Here is a 6,651-nt window from a genome sequence, read left to right on the forward strand (position 1 = left end):
CCGGCCCACCCCAGGCGTCCGCGCCCCGGGCCGGGACATCCCGGGCCGCCGGGCCGTCCCGGTCCGACACCTCCCCGGGTACGCCCCGAGCCCCGCTCGCGGATCCGTCCCGGCCGCCTCCGCTGCCGCCGGGACCGGCGGCTGCCTCGATCTCCTCGGCGGCCAGCTCGTTGAGCCGGGCGCAGAGGCGTTCGGCGGAGCGCCGTGAGTTGGTGAAGACGATCGTCGAGCGGTGGGACCGGATCAGCGAGAAGACCCGCTCCTCGACGGCGGGCCAGATCGACGCCCGGCGGGGGCCCAACCCGCCGAGGTCGTCCTCCGGCGGCTCCTGCTCGTCGAGGCGGGTCATGTCCTCCACCGGGACCTGGACGCTGACCTCGATCGTCTTGGCGGTGGGTGGGGCCACCACGTCGACCGGCCGGGCGCCGCCCAGGAACCGGGCGGTGGTGTCGACCGGCCGGACCGTCGCGGAGAGACCGATCCGCTGCGCCGGGGCGGGCAGCAGCTCGTCGAGGCGCTCCAGGGAGAGTGCGAGGTGTGCGCCGCGCTTGGTGCCGGCGACCGCGTGCACCTCGTCGACGATCACCGTCTCGATGCCCCGCAGCGAGTCCCGCGCTGCGGAGGTGAGCAGCAGGAACAGGGACTCGGGGGTGGTGATGAGGATGTCCGGCGGGGTGCGGGCGAACGCTCGCCGTTCGTCGGCGGGGGTGTCGCCGGTGCGCATGCCGACGGTGATCTCCGGTGGGGCGACGCCCAGCCGGGTGGCCGCCTGCCGGATGCCGATCAGCGGGGTGCGCAGGTTGCGCTCCACGTCGACGGCGAGGGCCTTGAGCGGGCTGACGTAGAGGACCCGGCAGCGCCGCCGGGGCTCGGCCGGCGCCGGCTCCCGGGCCAGCCGGTCGAGTGACCAGAGGAAGGCGGCGAGCGTCTTGCCGGACCCGGTCGGTGCCACCACCAGGGCGTTGTGGCCGGCGGCGATCGAACCCCACGCCCCGGTCTGCGCCGCCGTGGGCGCGGCGAAGGCGGCGGTGAACCACTCCCGGGTGGCCGCACCGAAGCCCGCCATCACATCCGTCACGCCCTCCATCCTGCCTCGCCGGTGTGACACGCACCGACGGGCGAAGGCTGACTGTGTCCGGGTCCGGCGCTTACGCGATGGATGTGGCGATGAACGCGTTAAGTCTCACTTAACTGCTTGCTTCCGGCGCACAACATAAAGTAACTTCACTCGCAACATGGTGGGGTGGAGGGGATCGGATGACGGTCGAGAAGCGGAGTGTCGAGCCCGGCACCGACGTGCTCATCCGCAAGGTCGACGGTCATCTCGCCGCACTCCGCACCGGCCTCACCGGTGCGGACCTGGAGCTCGCCGAGGGTCTCGCCCGCGCCCTGCGCGAGCTGGTCGTCTCCACCGCGCAGGCCAGCGCCGCCGACCGGGGTCAGGTGCGCGCCGCGGTGCACTTCTTCGTCCTGCGGCGCGAGAGCCGGGGCCGGCTGCTCTCGGTGCGCTCGCTCGCGGCGGCCCAGCGCGTGGTCAACCGGGTCGTCCTGCAACTGGGCCGCCCCGACCTGCTGGTCGATGTGCGCCGCGAGCGTTCGGCCCGCGAGGCCACGCTGCCCGCCGACGCCGCCGTCTCCTGACCGAACACCCGACGTCTTCTCCCAATTACCGCGAAACGCCCTCGGCGGGCGGCGAACTGGCGTGTGATCGCACCTAGGTGCCGTCACCACCGGGCGGCTCGCGCGGCACGGCCCGCCCGTCTCCGGCGCGCGCCGCTGCAACTCGACCGGGAGTGCGGGTGCTCGTACTGCTGATCCTCCACCTCGTGGCGGCCCTCGTCGCGCCGCTGTTCGTCCGGTGGTGGGGGCCGCGTGCCTGCTATCCGCTGGCTCTCGCCCCGGCCGCCGCGTTCGGCTGGGCCGTGGCCCGCACGCCGGCCGTACGCGACGGCGGGACGGTCGTCGAGACGTACCCGTGGATCCGGCAGCTCGGCCTGGACCTCGCGTTCCGCATGACGACGCTGTCCTGGCTGATGACCCTGCTCGTCGGCGGTGTCGGCGCCCTGGTGCTGATCTACAGCGCCCGCTACTTCCACCCCGGCTCGCTCGGGCTGGGCCGCTTCGTCGCGGTGCTGGTGGCGTTCGCCGGTGCGATGCTCGGCCTCGTCCTCGCCGACGACCTGCTGCTGCTCTACGTCTGCTGGGAACTCACGACGATCTTCTCGTACCTGCTGATCGGCCACAGCACCGAACGGCGCTCCAGCCGCTGGGCGGCCGCCCAGGCGCTGACCGTCACCACCTTCGGCGGGCTGGCCATGCTGGTCGGTTTCATCATGCTCGGCGAACACGCCGGCAGCTACCGCTGGTCGACGATCGTGGAACAACCCCTGCCCGGTGGTGCCCACCTCGTCACGGCGGTCGTGCTGATCCTGGTCGGCGCGCTCTCCAAGTCGGCGGTGCTGCCGTTCCAGTCCTGGCTGCCGGTGGCGATGGCGGCGCCCACACCGGTCAGCGCGTACCTGCACGCCGCCGCCATGGTCAAGGCCGGCGTGTACCTGCTCGGGCTGCTCGCGCCGGCGCTCGCGACGGTGGGACCGTGGCGGCCGGTGGTGACGGCCGCAGGCCTGGCCAGCCTGCTGGTCGGCGGCTGGGCGGCGCTGCGGCAGACCGACCTCAAGCTCCTGCTGGCGTACGGCACCGTCAGCCAACTCGGCCTGCTCACCGTGGTGGTCGGGGCGGGCACCCCGGACGCCGCGCTGGCCGGGGTGGCCATGCTGCTGGCGCACGCCCTGTTCAAGGCGGCGCTGTTCCTCGTCGTGGGCATCGTCGACCACGACGCCGGCACCCGGGACCTGCGGGAGCTGTCCGGGCTGGGCCGGCGCGCCCCGCTGCTGGCCGCCGTGGCGGTGGTCGCGGCCGCGTCGATGGCCGGGCTGCCGCCCCTGGTCGGCTTCGTGGCGAAGGAGGCGGTCTTCGCCGCGTTCACCGACCGCCCGGTGGTCGTCGCCGGCCTGGTGGCGGGCACCGCGTTGACCGTCGCCTACACCGCGCGCTTCGTCTGGGGCGCGTTCGCCACCCGCCCCGGCGTGCCAACCACCGACGTCGGGCGGATCGCCCCGGCGATGCTCACACCGCCGGCCCTGCTCGCCGGGGCGGGGCTGGTCGCCGGTCCTGCCGCCGGCGCCCTGGACGGCCTGCTCAGCCCGTACGCCGAGGTCTTCGGCACGGTGGACGACCACCTGGCGCTGTGGCACGGCCTCAGCCCCGCGCTGGGCCTCTCCGCCCTCGCCCTGGCCGGCGGCGCGGCGCTGTTCGCGCTGCGCGGCCCGCTCGCCCCGGCGCTGGCCCGGCTCCGCGCGCCGGTCAGCGGCAACGAGGGGTACGAGTGGCTGACCCGCCGCTTCGACCGGCTCGCCGTCGAGGTGACCGGCGCCACCCAGCGGGGTTCGCTGCCGCAGTACCTCGGCACCATCCTGGTGACCCTCTCGGTGGTGACCGCCGCGGCGCTGCTGGCCACCCAGCCCTGGCGGGAGCGGATCGCCCCCTGGGACACCCCGTTGCAGGTCGTGGTGGTGGCGGTGGTCTCCGTCGCGGCGTTCCTCGCGGTGGGCGCCCGGCGGCGGCTCACCGCGATGCTGCTGGTCGGGATGACCGGGTACGGCACCGCGATGCTCTTCGTGCTGTACGGGGCGCCGGACCTCGCGCTGACCCAGTTTCTCGTGGAGACGGCCACGATCGCGGTGTTCGTGCTCGTGCTGCGGCGGCTCCCGGAACGCTTCTCGGCCCGCCCGTTGCGGCGCAGTCGCTGGGTACGCCGGGGGATCGGCACCGCCGTGGGGGTCGTCACCGCCGGGCTGGCGCTGACGGCTGCCGCTTCCCGGTCGGCGCCCACCATCTCCGACGCGTTCCCGGAGCTGGCGGTCGACCAGGGGTACGGCCGCAACGTGGTCAACGTGACCCTGGTCGACATCCGGGCCTGGGACACGATGGGGGAGCTGGCCGTGCTGGTGGTCGCCGCGACCGGCGTGGCCAGCCTGATCTTCCAGCGTTCCCGGACCGGCCCCCGGCCCCGCCGACCGGAGCCGTCGAGCACGGCCAACCGGCCCGGCCGGCCGGTCTGGCTGCGGGGCGGGTCGACCCTGGAGGAGCGGCGCCGCTCGATCGTGCTGGAGGTCGTCACCCGCCTGCTCTTCCACACCGTGGTGGTCTTCTCCCTCTTCCTGCTGTTCTCCGGGCACAACGCACCCGGCGGCGGCTTCGCCGGCGGCCTGGTGGCGAGCCTCGCACTGGCCGTGCGCTACCTCGCCGGCGGCCGGTACGAGTTGGCCGAGGCCGCCCCGGTCGGCGCGGGCACGGTCCTCGGCGCCGGCCTGGCGATCTCGGTCGGCACCGGGGTCGTGGGGCTGGCCCTCGGCGCGCCGGTCCTCTCCAGCACCAGGATCGACGTGTCGCTGCCCCTCATCGGCGACTTCTACCTGGTCACGTCGCTCATCTTCGACGTCGGGGTCTACCTGGTGGTGGTCGGGCTGGTGCTGGACATCCTGCGCAGCCTCGGCGCCGAGGTGGACCGGCACATCGAGGCCGCCGGACGCCCCGACCGCGCCCTGCCGGTCGACCGGGCCCGGGAGGCGCCGTGAGCGCGAGGAGTGAGCCGGTTCTGCGAGCCCCGCAGTCGCGAACAGAGGTGGCCCCATGAGGGGCGCCGCGGGACCGACCCTGACGGTGGTCGTCGCCGTCGGCGTCCTGGTCGGCTGCGGGGTGACGCTGCTGCTGGAGCGCAGCCTGAGCCGGATCCTGCTCGGCGTCATCCTGCTCGGCAACGGGGTCAACCTGCTCATCCTGCTGGGCGGCCGGTCCGGGGCGGCACCCGTGGTGGGCACCGCCGCGACCGGGGACCTGAGCGACGCACTGCCGCAGGCGATGGTGCTCACCGCCATCGTGATCACGTTCGGGCTGACCGCGTTCCTGCTGGCGGTGAGCTACCGCGCCTGGTACCTCACCGGCGACGACGAGGTGCCCGACGACCTGGAGGACCGCCAGGTGGTACGCCAGGCCGAACGCAACGAGGCGGCCACCGCCGACCTCGGCGGCGAGGGCCCGGACGCCGATCCGGAGCAGGTCGACCCGGGACCCGCGCGCCGCCGCCGGCCCGGACGCGAGGAGGGGCCGCGGTGAGTCAGCTCCTGCCGTTGCCGGTGGTGGTGCCGCTGCTGGGTGCCGCGCTGACCCTGCTGCTGGCCCGGTGGCCCGGCCTGCAACGCGCGGTCAGCGTGATCTGCCTGGCCATCACCCTCGGCGTGGCGGTGGCGCTGCTCGTGCAGGCGTACCGGCACGGGCCGGTGGTGGTGCAGGTCGGCGGGTGGCCGGCACCGGTCGGCATCGTGCTGGTCGCCGACCAGTTGGCGGCGCTGATGCTGGTGGTCTCCTCGGCGGTGACCCTCTGCGTGCTGCTCTACTCCATCGGGCAGGGCCAGAGCGACACCGCCGAGAGCTCACCGGTGACCATCTACCACCCGACGTACCTGGTGCTGACCGCCGGCGTCACCAGCGCCTTCCTCGCCGGTGACCTGTTCAACCTCTTCGTCGGCTTCGAGATCCTGCTCGCCGCGAGTTTCGTGCTGATCACCCTCGGCGGCACGCAGACGCGGATCCGCACCGGCTCGACGTACGTGGTGGTCAGCATCCTGTCGTCGATGACGTTCCTGACCGCGGTCGGTCTGGTGTACGCGGCCACCGGCACGCTCAACATGGCCCAACTCGCCCAGCGACTCGACGCGCTGCCCGCCGGCGTACGGCTGATCCTCCAGCTCATGCTGCTGCTGGCCTTCGCGATCAAGGCGGCGGTGTTCCCGCTGTCGGCGTGGCTGCCGGACAGCTACCCGACCGCGCCGGCCCCGGTCACGGCGGTCTTCGCCGGCCTGCTCACCAAGGTCGGCGTGTACGCGATCATCCGGACCGAGACGCTGCTCTTCCCGGACGGGCGGGTCAACGCCTTCCTGCTCGTGGCCGCCGGGCTGACCATGGTGGTGGGCATCCTCGGCGCGGTCGCCCAGTCCGACATGAAGCGGCTCTTCTCGTTCACCCTGGTCAGCCACATCGGCTACATGATCTTCGGGGTGGCGGTGGGCACCGTCGCCGGCCTCTCCGGCGCGATCTTCTACGTGGTGCACCACATCACCATCCAGACCACGCTCTTCCTGGTCGCCGGCCTGGTCGAGGAACGGGCCGGCAGCACCGACCTACGCCGCCTCGGCGGGCTGGCCCGGGTGGCGCCGCTGCTCGGCGTGCTCTTCTTCGTACCCGCCATGAACCTCGCCGGAGTGCCGCCGTTCTCCGGGTTCCTCGGCAAGCTCGGCCTCCTCCAGGCCGGCGTCGCCGCCGGTGGCCCGCTGCCCGGGGCGCTCGTCGCGGCCGGGGCGCTGACCAGCCTGCTCACCCTCTACGTCGCCTCCCGGGTGTGGAACATCGCCTTCTGGCGGGCGCCGCGGCTGGCCACCACCGAGCCGGCCGTACGCCTGCCGGCGCTGATGGTCGGCGCGACGGTCGCCCTCGTGGTGCTCGGTCTGGGGCTGACCGTGGTGGCCGGGCCGCTGTTCGACGTGACCGCCGACGCGGCCGCCGACCTGCGCGACCGCGGCCCGTACGTCCGCT

5 protein-coding genes are annotated in these 6,651 nt (G+C 73.8%); 4 read left to right on the top strand and 1 reads right to left on the bottom strand.

Features of this window, described 5'->3' with window-relative positions; translation table 11 throughout:
* On the bottom strand, positions 1-1,066 hold a 1,066-nt coding region (locus AB0I76_RS19525; RefSeq protein WP_357037170.1), incomplete at its 3' end, for a DEAD/DEAH box helicase.
* Between the two features lie 191 nt (positions 1,067-1,257).
* Here AB0I76_RS19525 and AB0I76_RS19530 point away from each other — a divergent pair.
* The 4 genes from AB0I76_RS19530 to AB0I76_RS19545 form a co-directional block, all read left to right on the top strand.
* Positions 1,258-1,641, top strand: a complete 384-nt coding sequence (locus AB0I76_RS19530; protein WP_357037159.1) for a hypothetical protein — start codon at positions 1,258-1,260, stop codon at positions 1,639-1,641.
* A 158-nt stretch (positions 1,642-1,799) separates the two neighbouring features.
* Positions 1,800-4,637 (top strand): Na+/H+ antiporter subunit A, encoded by a 2,838-nt coding sequence (locus tag AB0I76_RS19535; RefSeq protein WP_357037161.1) that lies wholly within the window; start codon positions 1,800-1,802, stop codon positions 4,635-4,637.
* A 55-nt stretch (positions 4,638-4,692) separates the two neighbouring features.
* Positions 4,693-5,175, top strand: a complete 483-nt coding sequence (locus AB0I76_RS19540; RefSeq protein ID WP_357037164.1) for a Na(+)/H(+) antiporter subunit C — start codon at positions 4,693-4,695, stop codon at positions 5,173-5,175.
* Positions 5,172-6,651, top strand: a 1,480-nt coding sequence (locus AB0I76_RS19545; RefSeq protein ID WP_357037167.1) for a Na+/H+ antiporter subunit D, incomplete at its 3' end; no start/stop codon positions are given. The genes AB0I76_RS19540 and AB0I76_RS19545, both read left to right, overlap by 4 nt.

The organism is Micromonospora sp. NPDC049799 (genome assembly GCF_040656655.1).
Taxonomy (GTDB): domain Bacteria; phylum Actinomycetota; class Actinomycetes; order Mycobacteriales; family Micromonosporaceae; genus Micromonospora.